The organism is Rhizobium sp. CC-YZS058, from assembly GCF_034720595.1.
GTDB lineage: Bacteria > Pseudomonadota > Alphaproteobacteria > Rhizobiales > Rhizobiaceae > Ferranicluibacter.
Genome location: NZ_JAYESJ010000001.1, coordinates 1884627 through 1902269 on the forward strand (window position 1 = coordinate 1884627; position 17643 = coordinate 1902269).

14 protein-coding genes, 1 tRNA gene and 1 pseudogene are annotated in these 17643 nt (G+C 63.9%); 6 read left to right on the top strand and 10 right to left on the bottom strand.

The genetic code is table 11. The features are described 5' to 3' along the window. Window positions 1-24 precede the first annotated feature (24 nt). From U8330_RS08945 to sthA, 4 genes and pseudogenes are all read left to right on the top strand, one after another. On the top strand, window positions 25-1875 hold the full coding sequence (locus U8330_RS08945; RefSeq protein ID WP_323104867.1) for a class I poly(R)-hydroxyalkanoic acid synthase: 1851 nt from the start codon (window positions 25-27) through the stop codon (window positions 1873-1875). A 105-nt stretch (window positions 1876-1980) separates the two neighbouring features. Further along, window positions 1981-2829 carry a type I methionyl aminopeptidase gene (gene map / locus U8330_RS08950; protein WP_323104869.1) on the top strand — a complete coding sequence of 283 codons (849 nt, stop codon included), beginning with the start codon at window positions 1981-1983 and terminating at the stop codon, window positions 2827-2829. Window positions 2830-2835: 6 nt separating this feature from the next. Next, window positions 2836-3656: pseudogene (gene radC, locus U8330_RS08955) on the top strand (RadC family protein). A 128-nt stretch (window positions 3657-3784) separates the two neighbouring features. Beyond that, on the top strand, window positions 3785-5194 hold the full coding sequence (sthA, locus tag U8330_RS08960; protein ID WP_323104870.1) for a Si-specific NAD(P)(+) transhydrogenase: 1410 nt from the start codon (window positions 3785-3787) through the stop codon (window positions 5192-5194). Window positions 5195-5323: 129 nt separating this feature from the next. Here the strand turns inward: sthA and tig are convergent, their stop codons facing one another. Then, a complete protein-coding gene (gene tig, locus U8330_RS08965) occupies window positions 5324-6823 on the bottom strand; it encodes a trigger factor (protein ID WP_323104871.1) in 1500 nt (499 codons plus the stop codon). 244 nt (window positions 6824-7067) lie between these two features. Then, window positions 7068-7152 (bottom strand) — tRNA-Leu (locus U8330_RS08970). A 659-nt stretch (window positions 7153-7811) separates the two neighbouring features. Here U8330_RS08970 and U8330_RS08975 point away from each other — a divergent pair. Further along, entirely contained in the window at window positions 7812-7955 is a 144-nt protein-coding gene (locus U8330_RS08975) for a DUF1127 domain-containing protein (protein WP_323104873.1), read from the top strand. A 315-nt stretch (window positions 7956-8270) separates the two neighbouring features. After that, complete coding sequence (locus U8330_RS08980) at window positions 8271-8414, top strand: DUF1127 domain-containing protein (RefSeq protein ID WP_323104874.1); 144 nt, start codon at window positions 8271-8273, stop codon at window positions 8412-8414. Between the two features lie 99 nt (window positions 8415-8513). On the opposite strand, the gene U8330_RS08985 is transcribed toward U8330_RS08980, so the two are convergent. The 8 genes from U8330_RS08985 to pcsA all read right to left on the bottom strand — a co-directional run bounded on the left by U8330_RS08985 (window position 8514) and on the right by pcsA (window position 17460). Next, window positions 8514-9794, bottom strand: coding sequence for a hemolysin family protein (locus tag U8330_RS08985; protein ID WP_323104875.1), 1281 nt, complete (start codon window positions 9792-9794; stop codon window positions 8514-8516). A gap of 199 nt (window positions 9795-9993) precedes the next feature. Then, window positions 9994-10737 (bottom strand): FadR/GntR family transcriptional regulator, encoded by a 744-nt coding sequence (locus U8330_RS08990; RefSeq protein WP_323104876.1) that lies wholly within the window; start codon window positions 10735-10737, stop codon window positions 9994-9996. Window positions 10738-11021: 284 nt separating this feature from the next. Next, entirely contained in the window at window positions 11022-12095 is a 1074-nt protein-coding gene (locus tag U8330_RS08995) for a BMP family ABC transporter substrate-binding protein (protein ID WP_323104878.1), read from the bottom strand. A 46-nt stretch (window positions 12096-12141) separates the two neighbouring features. After that, window positions 12142-13062 (bottom strand): ABC transporter permease, encoded by a 921-nt coding sequence (locus U8330_RS09000; protein WP_323104879.1) that lies wholly within the window; start codon window positions 13060-13062, stop codon window positions 12142-12144. Between the two features lie 5 nt (window positions 13063-13067). Continuing rightward, complete coding sequence (locus U8330_RS09005) at window positions 13068-14147, bottom strand: ABC transporter permease (protein ID WP_323104880.1); 1080 nt, start codon at window positions 14145-14147, stop codon at window positions 13068-13070. Next, window positions 14137-15714, bottom strand: coding sequence for an ABC transporter ATP-binding protein (locus tag U8330_RS09010; RefSeq protein WP_323104881.1), 1578 nt, complete (start codon window positions 15712-15714; stop codon window positions 14137-14139). The genes U8330_RS09005 and U8330_RS09010 overlap by 11 nt, the downstream gene beginning before the upstream one ends. Window positions 15715-15749: 35 nt before the next feature. Further along, on the bottom strand, window positions 15750-16724 hold the full coding sequence (locus tag U8330_RS09015; RefSeq protein WP_323104883.1) for a quinone oxidoreductase: 975 nt from the start codon (window positions 16722-16724) through the stop codon (window positions 15750-15752). Between the two features lie 13 nt (window positions 16725-16737). Beyond that, a complete protein-coding gene (pcsA, locus tag U8330_RS09020; RefSeq protein WP_323104884.1) occupies window positions 16738-17460 on the bottom strand; it encodes a phosphatidylcholine synthase in 723 nt (240 codons plus the stop codon). Window positions 17461-17643 lie beyond the last annotated feature (183 nt).

Sequence of the window (17643 nt, forward strand, 5' to 3'; positions counted from 1 at the left end):
AAAGCAGGCGTTCGGAGGATCCGGGTGAAGCACGGCAGCGGCGAGAATGCTGGATCCCGCGAGGGTACGGCAGGTGGTTTCCATGGAATCGATCCGAAAGCCATCGAGCCTTACATCGTCAAGGATCCGCAGGCGCTGACGATGAACCTCGCCCGCGCCGTCGAGCAGGCGGGCAAGGCGGCCTCGGCCTGGCTCGCGCCGCGCGAGCGGGGCGAAAAGACCGACGTGCTGGCCGAGCCGTTGCTCGATCTCGTCAAGGTTCTTTCGAAGATCTCCGAATACTGGATGTCGGACCCGCGCCGCTCCGTCGAGGCGCAGACGCAGCTGATAGCCGGTCTCGTCTCGCTTTGGGCGCGCAGCGTCGATCGCATCAACAGCGAAGCGGAGCCGCAGCCGCTCCCCGCCGACAAGCGCTTTGCCGATCGGGACTGGGTGGACAACCCCTTCTTCGACTTTCTGCGCCAGGCCTATGGCATTGTTTCGGACTGGGCGGAGCGGCTGGTGGAGGAGGCCGAGGGTCTCGACGCGCACACGCGCCACAAGGCCCAGTTCTACACAAGGCAGGTTCTCAGCGCGCTTTCGCCCAGCAATTTCGTCGCCACCAATCCGCAGGTCTACCGCGAGACGGTTGCCCAGAGCGGCGCGAACCTGGTTGCCGGCATGCGCATGCTGGCGGAAGACATTGCGGCGGGCGGCGGCGAGTTGAAGCTGCGCCAGAGCGACATGACGAAGTTCGCGATCGGCGAGAACATCGCCATGACGCCGGGCAAGGTTCTCGCCCAGAGCGAGGTCTGCCAGGTCATCCAGTACGACGCCTCGACCGAGACCGTGCTCAAGCGCCCTCTCCTCATCTGCCCGCCCTGGATCAACAAATTCTACGTGCTTGACCTCAATCCGCAGAAGTCCTTCATCAAATGGGCGGTCGATCAGGGGCACACGGTCTTCGTCATTTCCTGGGTCAACCCCGACAAGCGCCACGCCGCCAAGGACTGGGAATCCTATGCGCGGGAGGGCATCGACTTTGCGCTCGACACGATCGCCCAGGCGACCGGCGAGGACGAGGTCAATGCCGTCGGCTACTGCGTCGGCGGAACGCTGCTCGCCGCGACGCTGGCCTTGCATGCGCAGGAGAACGATCGGCGCATCCGCTCGGTCACGCTTTTCACCACCCAGGTGGACTTCACCTATGCCGGCGATCTGAAGGTCTTCGTCGACGAGCCGCAGGTGCGCGCCATCGAGGCGCGCATGGCCGAGACCGGCTATCTCGACGGCTCGAAAATGGCGCTCGCCTTCAACATGCTGCGGCCGACCGAGCTGATCTGGCCCTATGTCGTCAACAATTACCTGAAGGGCGTCGAGCCCTCGGCCTTCGATCTCTTGTTCTGGAATGCCGATTCGACCCGGATGGCGGCAGCGAACCACTCCTTCTATCTTCGCAACTGCTATCTGAACAACACGCTGAGCCGTGGCGAGATGGTGCTCGCGGGGAAGACCGTGTCTTTGAAGGACGTAACGATCCCGGTCTACAATCTCGCGACGCGGGAAGACCACATTGCCCCGGCCAAGTCCGTCTTCCATGGCTGTGGGCTGTTCGGCGGAGAGGTGACCTTCGTCCTCTCCGGGTCGGGACACATCGCCGGCGTCGTCAATCCGCCGGACAAGCGCAAGTACCAGTTCTGGACCGGTCCGAAGGCCGAGGGAGCGCTGGAGGACTGGCTGCCGCAGGCAGACGAGCATCCGGGCTCCTGGTGGCCGCACTGGCACCAGTGGATCGAAGCGCAGGATGCGACCCGCGTTCCGGCGCGGCGCACCGGCGGCTCCATGAACACGCTGGAGGAAGCACCGGGATCCTATGTCCGGACAAGGGCCAGCTGAGAACGTCCATTGGGAAGCCGACCGTCGTCCTCTGACAGCCTGTTTCGGTGGACGGCGCGTGCCTCTCTGATCTAAGACAGGGCAGAACGCAACAAGGGCCCGGGAATGGTCACCTATATCGAAGCCGCGGCTGCGCCGCGCCGCAACACCGGCGTCATCCGGCTATACACGCCGGACGATTTCGACGGCATGCGCCGCGCCTGCCAGCTGACGGCGCGCTGCCTCGATGCGCTCGCCGACATCGTCAAGCCGGGCGTGACCACGGACGAGATCGACCGCTTCGTCTTCACCTTCGGCATGGATCACGGCGCCCTGCCCGCGACGCTGAATTATCGCGGTTACACGAAATCCTCCTGCACCTCGATCAATCATGTCGTCTGCCACGGGATTCCGAACGACAAGCCGCTGCGCGAAGGCGATATCGTCAATATCGACGTCACCTATGTGCTGGATGGCTGGCATGGCGATTCGAGCCGGATGTATCCGGTGGGCGAGATCAAGCGGGCGGCCGAACGGCTTCTGGAGGTGACGCATGAATGCCTGATGCGCGGCATCGCGGTGGTCAAGCCGGGCGTGCGAACCGGGGCGATCGGCGAAGCCATCCAGAGCTTTGCTGAAGCCGAGCGCTGCTCGGTGGTGCGCGACTTCTGCGGGCATGGCGTCGGCCGCCTGTTCCACGACGCACCGAACATCCTCCATTATGGCCGCGCCTCCGACGGACCGGAGCTGCGGGAAGGCATGATCTTCACCATCGAGCCGATGATCAATCTCGGCCGTCCGCATGTGAAAGTGCTGGCGGATGGCTGGACGGCGGTCACGCGCGACAGGTCGCTCTCCGCGCAATACGAACATGCAATCGGCGTGACGGCTACGGGCTGCGAGGTCTTTACCCTCTCGCCGGCCGGACTGGACCGCCCCGGGCTGCCGGCGCGCCCGACTGCCCTGGCCGGGTGACCGCGGATGACGGGCAAGCCACCTCGCTTTCCCGATCCGCCGCCTCCCCCGGAGGACGACGACGCCGCGCCGCCCGACGAGCGCGGCTATTTCGCCGACCAGCCGACCAGCCGACCCGCCGTGCGACGCCGGCCTCCTTGCGCCCGCCGACCGAGGACCAGCATTACCATGGCCATCGCGAGCGCCTGCGCAGCCGGTTCCGTGACAATGGCGATACCGCCTTGGCCGATTACGAGCTCCTGGAGCTGCTGCTCTTCCGTCTCATTCCCCGCCGCGACACCAAGCCGATCGCCAAGGCGCTGCTCGATCGATTCGGAACGCTGGCCGGCGTGCTCGGCGCGCCGCCGGCCCTGCTGCAGGAGGTGAAGGGGATCGGAGACTCGGTGGCGCTCGATCTCAAGCTGATCGCGACGATCGGCCACCGCACCTTGAAGAGCGAGCTGCGCAACCGCACCATGCTCTCGTCTTGGGCGCAGGTGATCGACTATTGCCACGCGGCCATGGCGCACGAGACGCGCGAGCAGTTTCGCATCCTCTTCCTCGACAAGCGCAACCAGCTGATCGCCGACGAGGTGCAGCAGACCGGGACGATCGACCATACGCCGGTCTACCCGCGCGAAGTGGCGCGGCGCGCGCTCGAACTCTCGGCGACGGCGCTGATCCTCGTCCACAACCATCCTTCCGGCGATCCGACCCCCTCCCGGGCCGATATCGATATGACACGGACGATTGCCGAGACGATTCTGCCGCTTGGCGTCGTGCTGCACGACCACATCATCGTCGGCAAGGACGGACATGCGAGCCTGAAGGGCATGAAGCTGATCTGACCTGATGCGGGCCTTGCGCCGATGTCGTTTTCGGCGGCTTCGGGGTCGTTCACATGCGTTGCGCAATTGACCTGCTATGGGCGGGAGCGCAACACTCCCGCAACGCACAACGATTCAGTGGTTTCCTCATGGCTCACTATGATCTCCTCGTCGTCGGCAGCGGTCCTGCCGGCCGCCGCGCCGCAATCCAGGCTGCCAAGCTCGGAAAGAAGGTGCTGGTGGTCGAACAGGGCAAGCGCGTCGGCGGCGTGTCCGTTCACACCGGCACCATTCCCTCCAAGACGCTGCGCGAGACGGCGCTGAACCTGACCGGCTGGCGGGAACGCGGCTTCTACGGACGCGCCTACCGGGTGAAGGAAGAGATTTCGGCGGAAGACCTGCGCCGCCGCCTGCTGATCACGCTCGACCACGAGGTGGAGGTTCTCGAACACCAGTTTGCGCGCAATCGCGTGGCCCATATGCGGGGACGCGCGAGCTTTCTCGATGCGCAGACCATGCAGATCGCCAAGGATGACGGCGAGGTCCTGCAGGTCAGCGCGACGAGCATCCTGCTTGCCGTTGGCACGAAGCCCTTCCGCCCCGATTACATGCCCTTCGACGGCAAGACCGTGTTGGACAGCGACGAGCTTCTCGAAATCGAGGAGCTGCCCCGCTCCATGGCCGTCATCGGCGCAGGGGTCATCGGCATCGAATATGCGACGATCTTCAGCGCGCTCGATACGGCCGTGACGCTGATCGATCCGAAATCGACCATGCTCGACTTCATCGACAAGGAGATCGTCGAGGATTTCACCTACCAGCTGCGCGACCGGAACATGAAGCTCCATCTCGGCCAGAAAGCCGAAACCGTGACGCGGATGCCAGATGGCAAAGTGCAGATCAAGCTTGATTCCGGCAGGATGATCACGGTGGAAATGGTGCTGTTCGCGGCCGGTCGCATGGGCGCCACCGACACGCTGAACCTGCAGGCCGCGGGGCTCGAAGCGGACAATCGCGGGCGGCTCAGCGTCAACCCGGAAACCTTCCAGACCGCGGTGCCGAACATCTACGCGGCCGGCGACGTCGTCGGCTTCCCGAGCCTTGCCTCGACCTCGATGGAGCAGGGCCGCATCGCCGCGCGCGTAGCCGTCGGCGCAATCGCCAAGGAGCCGCCGAAGTTCTTTCCCTATGGCATCTATGCCGTTCCGGAAATCTCGACCTGCGGCCTGACCGAGGAAGAGGTAAAGACCCGCGGCATTCCTTATGAATGCGGCATTGCGCGCTTCCGCGAAACCTCGCGCGGCCACATCATGGGTCTCGATTCCGGCCTCCTGAAGCTGATCTTCTCGCTGAAGACGCGCCGGCTGCTCGGCGTCCATATCGTCGGCGAAGGCGCGACCGAGCTCGTGCACATCGGCCAGGCGGTGCTGAACCTTAAGGGGACGGTCGAATATTTCGTCGAGAACACCTTCAACTATCCGACGCTCGCGGAAGCCTACAAGATTGCGGGCCTCGATGCCTCCAACCGCATGGGAGACGTGGTGGCGAAGATCGCCTGAACCCGGGGCAGCGCCTGCCTCGGTCCCGCCGAGGCGGCATCTGTTCAAGCTCGCCCGTCGCTGAGACAAAAAGAACCCCGCCGGCTTGCACCGGCGGGGTTCTTTCGTGTCTTGCTGCGGGTGCGCCGATTACTCGGCGCTGTCCTCGGCAGCTGCCTTCTTCTTGGAGGCTGCCTTCTTCTTCGGCGCGGCAGCCTCTTCGGCCTGAGCGCCTTCAGCGGCATCGGCCGTCTCGGCCTTGGCGGCCTTCTTCTTCGGAGCAGCCTTCTTGGCAGGCTTCTCGGCGCTGTCGTCCTCGTCGTCGGCCATCAGCTCGTCCTTGCTGACGGTCTTGTCGGTGACCGAGACTTCGCCGAGCAGGTGGTCGACGACCTTTTCTTCAAACAACGGCGCGCGCAGCGATGCGGCGGCACCCGGGGTCTTCTGGAAATAGTCGATGATCTGCTTTTCCTGGCCGGGGAACTGGCGCAGCTGCTGGAACAGCGAGCGCTGCATTTCCTCGTCGCTGACCGTCACGCCAGCCTTCTCGCCGATCTCGGAGAGAACCAGGCCGAGGCGAACGCGGCGTTCGGCGAGCTTGCGATACTCGGCGCGCGCCTCTTCTTCCGTCGTGTCTTCGTCGGCAAAGGTCTTGCCGGCCTGTTCGAGGTCGGTGTTGATCTGGCGCCAGATATTGTCGAACTCGGCATCGACGAGGCCCTGCGGCGTGTCGAACTGGTAGAGTTCGTCGAGCTGGTCGAGAAGCTGACGCTTGACCTTCTGGCGGGTCATCGAGCCGTACTGGCTTTCGATCTGGCCGCGCACGACTTCCTTCAGCTTGTCGGCCGATTCGAGGCCGAGCTTGGTGGCGAGCTCGTCGTTGATCTCGACCTCGGCCGGGGTTGCGACGGCCTTGACCTTGATGTCGAAGGTCGCGTCCTTGCCCGCCAGATTGGCAGCCGGGTATTCGGCCGGGAAGGTCACCGTGATCACCTTCTCGTCGCCCGCCTTGGCGCCGACCAGCTGCTCTTCGAAGCCGGGGATGAAGCGGTTGGAGCCGAGAACCAGTTCGGCGTCCTCGTCCTTGCCGCCATCGAAGGGCTCGCCGTCGAGCTTGCCGAGATAGTCGATCGTGACGCGGTCGCCGTTTTCGGCAGCCCCGTCCTTGTCGCTATACGTGCGGGCGCTTTCGGCGATCTTGAGGATCTGCTCGGTCACTTCCTCGTCGGCGATGTCGACGACTTCGCGGGTGACCTTGATGCCGCTGACGTCCTTCAGTTCGAAGGTCGGAATGACTTCATAAGCGAGCGTGAATTCGAAATCGGCTTCGGCGCTCAGGATCTTCTCGGCCTCGGCCTGATCCTCGGTCATGGCGATGTCCGGCTGGGTCGCCGACTTTTCGCCGCGCTCCTGCAGGATTTCGACCGGCTTGTCGCGCACCAGCTCGTTGACGAGCTCGGCCATGATCGACTTGCCATAGACCTTCTTGAGGTGAGCGACCGGCACCTTGCCCGGGCGGAAACCGTTGATGCGGACGCGATCCTTGGTTTCGGCGAGACGCTCGTTCATCCGCGCCTCCATGTCCTTGGCCGGGATCACGACCTTCAATTCGCGCTTCAGCCCGTCCGCGAGCGTTTCGATAACCTGCATGTTCAAACCTTCATTTCACGTTGCCGGGGCGCCGTCCGCGGACGGGCCGATCCATGTGCCGGGAGTGGCTTTACTGAAACCGAGCGCCGTTTTGCAAGCAAAATGGCGAAAAGACCGATGTTCTGGGCAGAAACTTGCGCCGGCTCCTCTCCGTCTGCAGCTTCCGCGCGGCGCCTCCGGTCAGGTCTGGCACGGCGCTTCGCCTGTGCCATATGCCGGGCCGGCGCGCCCCTTGATCCTCGCCTGGTGCGGGTAGAGAGACTTGAACTCCCACGCCTTGCGGCACCAGAACCTAAATCTGGCGTGTCTACCAATTTCACCATACCCGCGGGACTGCGGCCCTTCGAAAAGGCCGTCCCAGGCGCGGCGTCTCTATAGCACCGACAGCGCCGCATTCAAGCAGAATCGGGTTCCGCAACGGCACGCACCAGGCATGCGGGCGCCTTGGGCCCTTGTGTCCCCGGTCGGCCGGCGCCATTTCCAGGCTGTGCACATGCTTGCGCCCCGCGACTGTTTCTTGGGCAGACCGCCCGTTCGTCTCGTCGAGCCATGCATATCCGGCATGGGTGCCATTCGCAGCGAGCGCTGGCGGAACGAAAACCACTCTCCTATCTTATAGACATATCGAGACGGCGCCCTCCTCCTCCCAACGCCGCTCGATTGGGATCGACGACACCTCCTCCTCCCGGTCGTCGGTCAGTTTAGCAACGCTCGCCGGATCCTCCTCCCCCGGCGAGCGTTGTCTGTTTTGGGGGTTACTTCGAACATCGTCGCCGTGCTTAACGCTTGCCACCTGCGGGCCGCGTCGCGCTTTCGGTCCATCGGTCGCTCCGCTTCCCCGTCGATTCTGCTGACCGAGAGATCTGCGGACTGTGCATAGGTGCAGTGCGGAATCCCGTCTGGAGAAGAGGCCTTCAAGAGCTTACATTCCAGCCATCGACGAAGGCCGGTTTGGATTGCCGGCACCCCTGACGGAAAGGAACCGGACATGAACATCACCCGCTCTCTCACCTCCTGGCGCAAGTATCGGCAGACCGTGGACGAACTGAGCCGCATGAGCGACCGCGAGCTGAGCGACCTCGGCATCGGCCGCTCGGAAATCCGCAGCGTCGCCCGCCGCGCCTCTCGCTAAGGATCGGCGGTCGACCGGCCGCTGCCGGATCTGAGTTTTGAAACGCCCCGCTGCGCCTGCAGCGGGGCGTTTGTGTGTGCGGGCCTCGCGCACCCGCTCTGCTCGGACGGCGTGTCTGAAGGAGCCCTTGGGACGAACGGTCGGATTTTGGGCAAATGCGACGCTTGCGTGGTTCCTGTGCAATGACCTGCACAAACGCATGGCAGTCGCACATTTTTTGCACTGCAGCTTTCCCGATAACAGGCGTAGAACAACGCTCAAGGAACCGGCCCGGTGGGGTGCGGTTCGAACCGTGCAAGAACAAGGACAACCGACATGAATCCGATCCGTATCGCCCGCAACTGGATGAACTATCGCCGCACCGTTTCCGAACTCGGCAGCCTGTCGAACCAGGCCCTGTCCGACATCGGCATCACCCGGTTCGACATCCGCAACATCGCAGCGCGCTCCTTCCGCTAAAGCGCAGCAGCCTCTGTTGAAACGACCAACGGCGCCCACGAGGCGCCGTTTTTTATTGTCCGGATGATGAGAATGAGGGGGCGGAGCCGGGGCTCGACCCTACTCCGCGTCGACCTTCGAGACCAGGATCTTGTCGATTCGCCGCGCATCCATGTCGATGACCTCGAAGCGGTAGCCATAGGCTTCCGTCACGTCACCCTCTTCCGGCGTCTTGCGGAGTTCCTGCACCAGGAACCCGGCGATGGTCTCGTAATTGCCGTCGGAATCGATTTCCTCCAGCCCGATGGTGAAGTGGATCTCGTCGATCGGGGTTCGCCCGTCGACCAGGAAGCTGCCGTCTTCCCGCTGGCGGATCAGCGCATGTTCGAGATCGTCATAGTTCGACGGCAGCACGCCGACGATCGCCTCGAGAATATCGGCGATGGTGATGATGCCCTCGATGCTTCCATATTCGTCGACGATCATCGCCATGTTGATGCGTGACGACTTGAACGCCTCCAGCGCCTTCAGGCAGGACGCCGTCTCCGGCAGCGTATGCAGTTCCTTCACGAAACTGCGGATGTCGAAGGCGCCCGAATTGGCGTTGAGCACTTCCTTGACCAGAACTGCGCCCAGAACCTCGCCGCTCGCCGTGTCCATGACAGGATAGCGTGAGTGCGAGGTTTCCTTGACCTTTTCCTGCACGGTCTCCAGCGTGTCATGCACCTCGAAGAAGCTGACCTCGGTGCGGTGGGTCATGATCGACTTCACATTGCGATCGCCGAGCCTGATGATCCGCCGCAGCATCTCGTGCTCGGATTTTTCGATTGCGCCGCTTTCGACGCCTTCGGCCATGATCGCCTGCACCTCTTCTTCGGTCACCGCATCCTTGTTGCGGGACACGCCGAAGATGCGCATGACGAGGCTGGCGGAGCCTTCGAAGAGATAGACGACCGGCGCCACGATCTTCGACAGGAGCAGCATCGGCCGCGCCACGAACATGGCAATGGCTTCGGAATTGGTCAGCGCGAACTGCTTGGGGATCAACTCGCCGATGACGACGGAGAGATAGGTGATCAGGGAGACGACCAGCGCCACGGCGACGGTGCTGCCGTAAGGGGCGATCCACGGGATTTCGTTGAGAATGGGCGCCAGCTTGTCGGCGATGGTCGCACCGCCATAGGCGCCGGCCAGCGTACCGACCAGCGTGATGCCGACCTGAACGGTGGAAAGAAATTTGCCGGGATCTTCCGCAAGATTGAGCGCCAGTTCGGCGCGGGCATTCCCCTGCTTGGCCATCTGCCGCAGCAAGGGGCGGCTGGCAGAGACGATCGCCATTTCCGACATGGCGAAGAAGGCATTGATCAGCAGAAGAACGAAGATAACGATCAGTTCGGACATGAACCCTCAGAAACCGGCGGCCCGCCTTAGTGTGGTTCACAAGGGGCGCATCGCGGTATCTCTATGAAATAGGCGGAACAGCCAGGACCAGCAAGCGGCCGGACCAAGAAATGCCCTGTTTCGTGCTTCGCAGTTGCGAAAAACTTGCTGGCCGACAGGCTTGACGCGCGGTGACATCCCTTCCGCTGTCGTGGACCCTTCAACGCTCCCCGTCGATGGCGCGCTGCACGCGATCATGGCCTTCCCGGATCACCGCCTCCATCGCCGCACGCGCGCCCGCCTCGTCGCGGCGCGAGATCTGCTCGACGATGCGGATATGGGTGCGCGACACATCGCCGATCCGGTCCCGCTCGGATGCGGGCGAACTGAGCTTGAAGACGCCGACCAGCGCCGCCTCGATCAGGCTGCCGACGGTGCGCATGAAGGGGTTGGCCGAAGCTTCGGCGACGGCCAGATGGAATTTGAGATCGGCGAGCGCCAGCGTTTCCGCGGTATGGTTCGGATCGCCCATCGCCACGGCAAGCCGCATCATATGAGCGATCTCGGCCTCGCTGGCGTGGACGGCGGCGAGCGCTGCGGCATGCGGCTCGAAGGCCATGCGTACTTCGCTCAAGTGCTGCAGGAACATCTTGTCCATGCCGTCATGGAAATGCCAGGTGAGGATATCGCTGTCGAAGAGGTTCCACTCGTTGCGGGCCGTGACGCGCGTTCCGATCCGGGCGCGGGGCACGATCAGGCCCTTCGCCGCCAGTGTCTTCATCGCCTCGCGCAGAACGGTGCGCGACACGTTGAAGCGCAGCGCCAGCTCGCTGTCGCCCGGAAGGATGGAGCCGACCGGGAATTCGCCGTTGATGATCGCCCGGCCCAGCGCGTCCACCACCTGGGAATGGCTCGTGCGCGTGTCGACACCGGTGATCACGGTCTGCAGCGGCCCCTTCTTCATGATGGTCTCTCCCCCGAGATATCGGCTGATGGCGTTTGTCCCGCCGGCGGTCACCGGCTCCTCCACGGACCCCTCTAAAAAATCATATAATATGACTAGAGTAAACCTGGACTAACCATTGCATACAGAATTTCTATTATAAGCGCCAGCTTGTGCGGAACATGCGTTCTATTTCGCTTACGTAAAAGCTGTCGAGCCTGTTCTCCCATGCCGGAAACCAGTGACCCGGCGGTTTCCCGCCGGGTCACTGTCTCTTTCGTTCCGCTGCCTGGTCCTCCGGGACCTTACTGCGGAAGTTTGTCGTCGATGCCTTCGACATAGAAGTTCATGCCGAGCAGCGTGCCGTCGTCGGCCTTTTCGCCCTCCTTCAGCCAGGCAGAGCCGTCCTGCTTGTTGATCGGGCCGGTGAAGGGGTGCAGAGCGCCCGATTCGATCTTCGCCTGGGTTTCCTCGGCCATTTTCTTCACGTCGTCCGGCATGTTGGTATAGGGCGCCATGGTCAGGATGCCGTCCTTCAGGCCGTCCCAGGACGATTCGCCGCCCTTCCAGCTGCCATCCATCACCATCTTGATGCGCTTGACGTAGTAGGGACCCCAAGTGTCGATGATCGCCGTCAGCTGCGCCTTCGGGCCAGCCTTGATCTGGTCGAAGGCCTGGCCGAAGGCATGGATGCCGCGCTCTTCGGCGATCTGCATCGGGGCGGCGGAGTCGGTGTGCTGGGTCAGGATATCGACGCCCTGGTCGATCAGCGCCTTGGCGGCATCGGCTTCCTTGCCGGCATCATGCCAGGTGTTCACCCAGACGACCTTCATCTTGAAATTCGGGTTGACCGACTTGGCGCCCTGCTCGAAGGCGTTGATGCCCATGACGACTTCCGGGATCGGCACGGAGGCGATGTAGCCGGCAACGCCGGTCTTCGACATCTTGGCGGCGATCTGGCCGATGATGTAGCGGCCTTCGTAGAAGCGCGAATTGTAGGTGGTGACGTTCGGCGCGGTCTTGTAGCCGGTCGCGTGTTCGAACTTCACGTCGGGGAACTTCTTCGCCACCTGCAGGGTCGGATCCATATAGCCGAAGGACGTGGTGAAGATGATCGAGCAGCCGGAGCGTGCGAAGCGCTCGATGGCGCGGGCGGAGTCGGGACCTTCCGGAACGTTTTCGACGAAGGCCGTCTCGACCTTGTCGCCCAGCTCCTTCTCGACATATTGCCGGCCAACGTCATGGGCCTGCGTCCAGCCGCCGTCCGTCTTGGGGCCGATATAGACGAAGCAGGCCTTCGTCTTGTCCTGGGCCTGGGCGGAGACCGCCGCCGTCGAGGCCGCCAGCGCGACCGCAAGACCGAAGATCAGCTTTTTCATGGTTTCGTTCCTCTCGAGGGTTGTTCGATGTCTTTTTGGGTCGCGGTCAGCGATCCGGCACGAAGGGTCGGCCAAGCGAGGCCGGTGTATTGACCATCATCAGCCGCTTGTTGCGCGACATCAGCACGAGAACGACGACGGTGGCAAGATAGGGCATGGCGGAGAGCAACTGCGAAGGCAGCCCGAAGCCGAGCGCTTGGGCATGCAGCTGGCCGATGGTGACGCCGCCGAACAGATAGGCGCCGATGGCGACGCGGGCTGGCCGCCACGAGGCGAAGACGACGAGCGCCAGCGCGATCCAACCGCGCCCCGCGGTCATGTTCTCGACCCACTGCGGCGTATAGACGAGCGACAGATGCGCGCCGGCAAGTCCTGCGCAGGCGCCGCCGAACAGCACCGCCAGATAGCGGTAGCGGATGACCGGAATGCCGAGCGCATGCGCCGAGCCTGGATTGTCGCCGATCGAGCGCAGCGTCAGGCCGGTGCGGGTGCGAAACAGGAACCAGGCCACCCCGATGGTGAGAATGACCGACAGGTAGAAGATCGGGTCCTGCCCGAACACCAGCCGGCCGACGATCGGCAGCTCGGTAAGGCCGGGAATGAAGAGGCTCGGCAGCTTCGATCCCGCCTCGCCGACAAAGGGTTCGCCGATCATGCCGGACAGGCCGAGGCCGAGCAGGGTCAGCGACAGGCCGGTTGCCACCTGGTTGGTGGCGATGGAAAGCGTCAACACCGCAAAGAGCTGGGAGAACAGCGCACCGGCCGCGACACCGGCGAGAAGGCCGACCCAGGGGGAGCCCGAAAGGCTGGCGCCGGCGAAGCCGCAGACGGCGCCCATGATCATCATGCCCTCGACGCCGAGATTGAGGACGCCCGAGCGCTCCACAACCAGCTCGCCGATCGCCGCGATCAGCAGCGGTGTGGCGGCGGTCGCGATCGTCAGGAGGACGCTTTCGAAAATGCCCATGGCGCTCAGGCCTCCTTCGCCGGCGCAGCGGCCGCAACGCGCAGACGGTAGGTGGCAAGCGTATCGCAGGCCAGAACGAAGAACAGCAGCATGCCCTGGAAAACCCGGACCACCTTGTCCGATACGTTGAGCTCGATCTGCGCCCCCTCGCCGCCAAGATAGGTCAGGCCGAGCACGACGCCCGCCACGATGACGCCGAGCGGGTTGAGGCGGCCGAGAAAGGCGACGATGATGGCCGTGAAGCCATAACCGGGCGAAATCTCCGGCTGCAGCTTGTTGATGGTGCCGGACACCTCGCAGATCCCTGCAAGCCCGGCGAGCGCACCGGACAGCATCATCGAGAACCAGATCATGCCCTTGCGCGAAAACCCTGCGAAGCGCCCTGCCCGCTCCGAGGCGCCGATCACCTTGATCTCGAACCCTTTCAGCGTGTAGCGCATCATGAACCAGACCGCGAGCGCCGCGAGGATGGCGAAGACGATGCCGAGGTTGGCGCGGCCGGAGGACAAGAGCTCCGGCAGGATCGCCTCGTCCTGGAACTGCTGCGTTACCGGAAAATTGAAGCCCTGCGGATCCCGCCAGGGCCCGCGCACCAGCCAGTCGAGAAAGAGCTCCGCCACATAGACCAGCATCAGGCTGGTCAGGATCTCGTTGGTGTTGGTCTGCGCCTTGAGAAAGGCGGGGATGGCAGCATAGAGCGCGCCGCCGATCATGCCCATCACGAGGATCAGGGGAAGCACGAGCGGCGAATGCCAGTCGTTGAAGAAGACCGGCACGATGGAGCCGGCGATCGCCCCCATGACCAGCTGCCCCTCGGCGCCGATGTTCCAGTTGTTGCAGCGGTAGCAGACCGAGAGGCCGACCCCGATCAGGATCAGCGGCGCAGCCTTGACCGCGAGCTCGTGCAGCGACCAGACCTCGGTCAGCGGGCTGATGAAGAGCACGGTGAGCGCCTGCAGCGGGTCCTTGCCGAGTGCGGCGAACAGGATGGCGCCGGCCACCAGCGTCAGCGCCAGCGCGATCACGGGGGAAAGCAGCGAGAAGAGGCGGGAGGGCTCAGCGCGCTTTTCGAGTTCAATGCGCATGGGCGCTCTCCGTTTGCCCGTTGAGGCCGCCCATCAGCAGCCCGATCCGTTCGCGCGTCATGTCACCGGTGGGGAAGGCTTGCGAGAGCCGTCCGTCGCTGATCACGGCGATCTCGGTCGCCACCTCGAAGATCTCGTCGAGATCCTGGCTGATGACCAGGACCGCGGACCCCGATTTGGCGAGATCGACGAGCGCCTGGCGGATGCGGCTTGCAGCGCCGGCATCGACACCCCAGGTCGGCTGGTTGACGATCAGCACGGCTGGCTGGCGGTCGAGCTCGCGACCGACGATGAATTTCTGCAGATTGCCGCCCGACAGCGAACCCGCGGCCGGATCCTCGCCGCTCTTGCGCACATCCATGGCGGCCGCGATGCGCCGGGCGGCACTGCGCACGGCACTCATGCGGATCAGCCCCAGCGGGCTCTTGAGGAACGCTTTGCGATCCGACCAGTAGCGGGAAAGCACGAGATTGTCGGACAGCGACAGCGCGGACACGGCGGCATGGCCGTGCCGCTCTTCAGGCACGAAGCCGGCGCCGAGCGATCTGCGGGCATTGATGCCCTTGCGCCCGACCGACTGGCCGCGGATCTGCACCGTCTGATCGTCCTCCACCGGATATTCCCCGGATAGCGCATCGAAGAGCTCGCCCTGTCCATTGCCGGCAACCCCGGCGATCGCCAGCACCTCGCCGGCCCGGACCTTCAGATCGACCGATTTCAACGAGACGGCAAAGGGCGTGCGGGCGTCCGCGGAGAGGGCGCGCGCCTCGAGCAGGACGTCGCCGCGCAGGCTGGTGCCGGCAGCGGAAACATGCGCGACCTCTGCGCCGACCATCATGCGCGCGAGGGAGGCCGGCGTCTCCTGTTTCGGGTCGCAGGCGCCGGTCACCTTGCCATGGCGCAGCACCGTGGCGCGGTCGCAGATCCGCTGCACCTCCTCCAGCCGGTGGCTGATGTAGAGAACCGAGCGCCCTTCGCCGCGCAGCGTGTTCAGCGTCTCGAACAGGCGGTCGGCTTCCTGCGGCGTCAGCACCGAGGTGGGCTCGTCGAGGATGATCAGTTGCGGGTTCTGCAGGAGCGCGCGGACGATCTCGATGCGCTGGCGCTCGCCGACGGAAAGGTCCGCCACATGGGCATGGGGATCGAGCGGCAGGCCGTAGCTGCGCGAAAGCGCCGCCGCTTCGTCGGCCACCTTTGCAAGCGAGATGCCGGGGGGAAGCGACAGCGCGATGTTCTCCGCCACCGTCAGCGCCTCGAACAGCGAGAAATGCTGGAACACCATGCCGATGCCGAGCCGACGCGCCTCGAAGGGGCTGGCGATGCGCACCGGCGCGCCCTTCCACAGGATCTGCCCGCTGCTTGGCGCCAGAACGCCGAACAGCATTTTCACCAGCGTCGACTTGCCGGCGCCGTTTTCGCCGAGAAGCGCATGGATTTCCCCGGGCGCGATATCGAGATCGATGGCATTGCAGGCTGCGAACGAACCGAACAGCTTCGTCAGATCTTTGACGGACAAAAGGGGGCTGTCCGCGGGTCGTCCCTCACTCGGCACGCCTGTTCCTCGCATGATGCCTCGTTCCCGCCGCCGTGGCCCGGCTTTGGTCAGGGAATGAGAAGCGTTGTTCCACTCGTTTTTCGTGCTTCCAGATCCGCATGGGCCTGTGCCGCATCGGCCAGCCCATAGGTCTGGTTGATATTGATACGCACTTTGTTGCTCCGCACAACATCAAAGAGCGAGTTTGCACACGCCTCCAGCGCCGGCCGGGTGCTGACATGGGTGAAGAGCGTCGGCCGCGTGGCGAAGAGCGAGCCCTTCTGCGCCAGAAGGCCGATCGGAAAGGCATCGACCGCGCCGGAGGAATTGCCGAAGCTGACCCAGAGCCCGCGCGGTTTCAGGCAGTTCAACGAGCCTGGAAATGTATCCCGGCCCACGGAGTCATAGACGACGTCGACGCCCTTGCCGTGCGTGATGTCGCGCACGCGCGCCACGAAATCTTCCGTCCTGTAGTCGATCACATGGTCGTATCCGTGGGCGAGCGCCAGCGCGATCTTGTCCGGCGAACCGGCCGTGCCGATGACGGTTGCGCCGAGCGCCTTGGCCCACTGGCCCGCGATCAGCCCCACGCCGCCTGCGGCCGCGTGGAAGAGCAGCACGGTGCCGGGGCCGACCGGGAAGGTCTGGTTGAGCAGATATTGCGCGGTCATGCCCTTCAGCATCATCGCCGCCGCCGTATCGAGGCCGATCTCGTCCGGCACCTTGACGAGCTGGGACGCATCGGCGTTGCGCTCGCTCTGATAGGCGCTGTCGAGCGTCGCATAGGCCACGCGATCGCCGATCTCGAACTCCCGCACACCGTCGCCAAGCGCGGTGACGATGCCGGCGCCCTCCTTGCCGGGCACGAAGGGCAGGCTTTCGGATTTGTACAGCCCGGTGCGGAAATAGACGTCGATGAAGTTGACGCCAATCGCCTCCTGCCGGATCTGCACCTCGCCGGGGCCCGGCGGCGGCAGGGTCACGCCTTCGAGCTTGAGAACCTCCGGCCCGCCCAGCTGGCGGATGACGATTGCCTCGGCCATCGCGGCACTCCTCTCATTTTCCGAGATTGGGGAAGATCTGCAGAATGAATCCGATCACATAGAGGTAGAGCCCGGTGATCACCACGCCCCAGACCACCCAGGCCGGCGTGATGAAATGCATGAACAGGGCGGTGATGCTTAGCGCCGACCAAAGCGCGAAAACCGTCAGGTTCAAGGCACGCAAGCGAACCACGCGCACCGGATGCAGGAAGTTGATCGGCAGGAAGGTCAGGATCACGGAGACGAAGACGACGATCGAGGCCGCCATCTCGCTCGGCTGGATGACGAAAAGCGTGAAGACGACCATGTTCCAGACGACGGGGAAGCCGGAGAAGAAGTATTCGTCGGTCTTCATGCCCATATCGGCATAGTAGATCGCGCTGGAGACGACGATCGCACCTGCGGCGACGAAGGACCAGGGTTCCCCGATCATGCCGCTCTGATAGAGCGCAAAGGCCGGCAACAGAACGTAGGTCACATAGTCGATCACATTGTCGAGCGTGTCGCCCGACCAGTTCGGCAGCACTTCCTTGACCCGGACCTTGCGGGCGATCGGCCCGTCGATGCCATCGACCGCGAGCGCCAGCGCCAGCCACCAGAACATGTCGACGAAGCGATGCTCGGCCGCGGCCACGACGCCGAGAAAGGCCAGGAACGAACCCGAGGCGGTCAGAACATGGACGGAAAAGGCGCGGATCTCCGCATAGGGAACCCGCCTGTAATTGAAGAACCTCATTCCGCTCCCTGCCAAGCCATCCGCGTTTGACGCTCCCGCGCCCTGCGACCTCCGCCATTCCGCCACTATGCACCCTTTCCCGCAGCAGGGAAGCGAAAGCAAGCTTTTGCCGCCGTCAGGTGCCGTTTCGCCTGTGGACGCAGGGCATGGCAGCTGCGCCATCGCGCCCCATTCCCATTCCAC